Below are 1291 nucleotides of genomic sequence, written 5' to 3'. Positions count from 1 at the left end.
CCCCGCCGGTAAGCGGGATTTAAGTTGAGATTCTTTGGTCTAGTTACTACTGTCGCAAGTCGGACTTTACCAGAGAAGGCTCCCTATTGCAACTAGGAGACCCTGGTGAGTCCACTTTTTCATGTCGGTTCGCGGAAAGCCAAAGCCCCCGCGATGACCCAGCGCCGTAAGGCGCAGACTGCCCCGCTTTTCCCAGATGGCGCATCTGAGAATGTGCAGCTACAAGGGCACGTAAAGGCTATGAAGCTTTGTGCGCGGCGTGCCTTTGGTCTGTCAATAGACGGTTCAGAAGCACGTTTTACAGGGCAGCGCGCCTGGTGCCTGCGCTTGGCCACGGTCAACACACCATTCCAGGTTTCTGGTGGTCTGGAGTGACCGCCGCAAGACTAACGCCTGAGCGCTTCGCCACGGAGGCTACCCGGCGGGCCTTTCTGGATGCCCAGGTGGCTGCCCTGCGAGCGGGCCATCCAGAGGCTGCGCCGCGTTCCCCGATCTGCCCAGCGCCGCTCGCCACTCGCCTCCCGATTGACCCCACCGAAGCCCTCAAGGCGGTGGGTTTGTACCGCAAGAGCATCCGCGCCCAGCCCGTGATGAGCGGGTACACGCCCACCAAGACCTTCTGGCCCGTGGCGTTCCCGTACAAGGCCGGACAGTATCTGACCAAGCTGAGCCGCAGCGTATCCCGCGACTGGCGCATGATCCTGACCAGTATCAGCACTACCAGCCTGGCGGGGGGACGGCTGACCAGCTCGCAGGGTCTCAACCTCATCCGTATCGTCGAGGAACTCAGGAAGCACTGCTACCTGAAAATCAGCGAGGATGGGCGGCCCCTGCAATCCCGTGAGCAGGTGGTACAGATGGTGGGCGGGCGCTTCTGCTTTGCGCGCGAGTGCGGGATGAGCGAGGCCACCTTCTACCGGGCGCTCAAGCACCCCCTGGCGCACCTGTGGCTCAGAAGCCAGAAGGTGCAGCGGCTGGACCGGGAGACGGCGGCCAGGCGCAACGCGGCCACCCTCTTCAGCGTCACGCTGTACGAGCCGGTCATCCCGGAGGACCTGGAAGCCGCCTTCTTTGCGGAGCCTGTCCAGGAGGCTGAGATTTTCCTCGTGCCAGACTTTAACTCTCAAGGTGAGACGACTAAAGGAAGCTCAACCACTACCCAAAAACAAAGCAATTGTGGAAAACTCACCGCCAGTCTCTCAGTTCGACTTTGTCCATTTTTTCAGGCGGCGCTGAGAGAAATCTCAGCGCCGCCTGAAACCATTTGGAGATGTTCAAAGTCCCAAAATGG

The 1291-nt window shown here is 60.5% G+C and carries 1 pseudogene; it reads left to right on the top strand.

Features of this window, described 5'->3' with window-relative positions:
* Nucleotides 1-371 precede the first annotated feature (371 nt).
* A pseudogene (locus tag Q319_RS25205) lies at nt 372-1291 on the top strand (hypothetical protein); the annotation flags it as partial.

The sequence above is a fragment of the Deinococcus marmoris DSM 12784 genome (assembly GCF_000701405.1).
Taxonomy (GTDB): Bacteria; Deinococcota; Deinococci; order Deinococcales; family Deinococcaceae; genus Deinococcus; species Deinococcus marmoris.
This window is presented reverse-complemented; position numbering and strand designations above follow the sequence as displayed.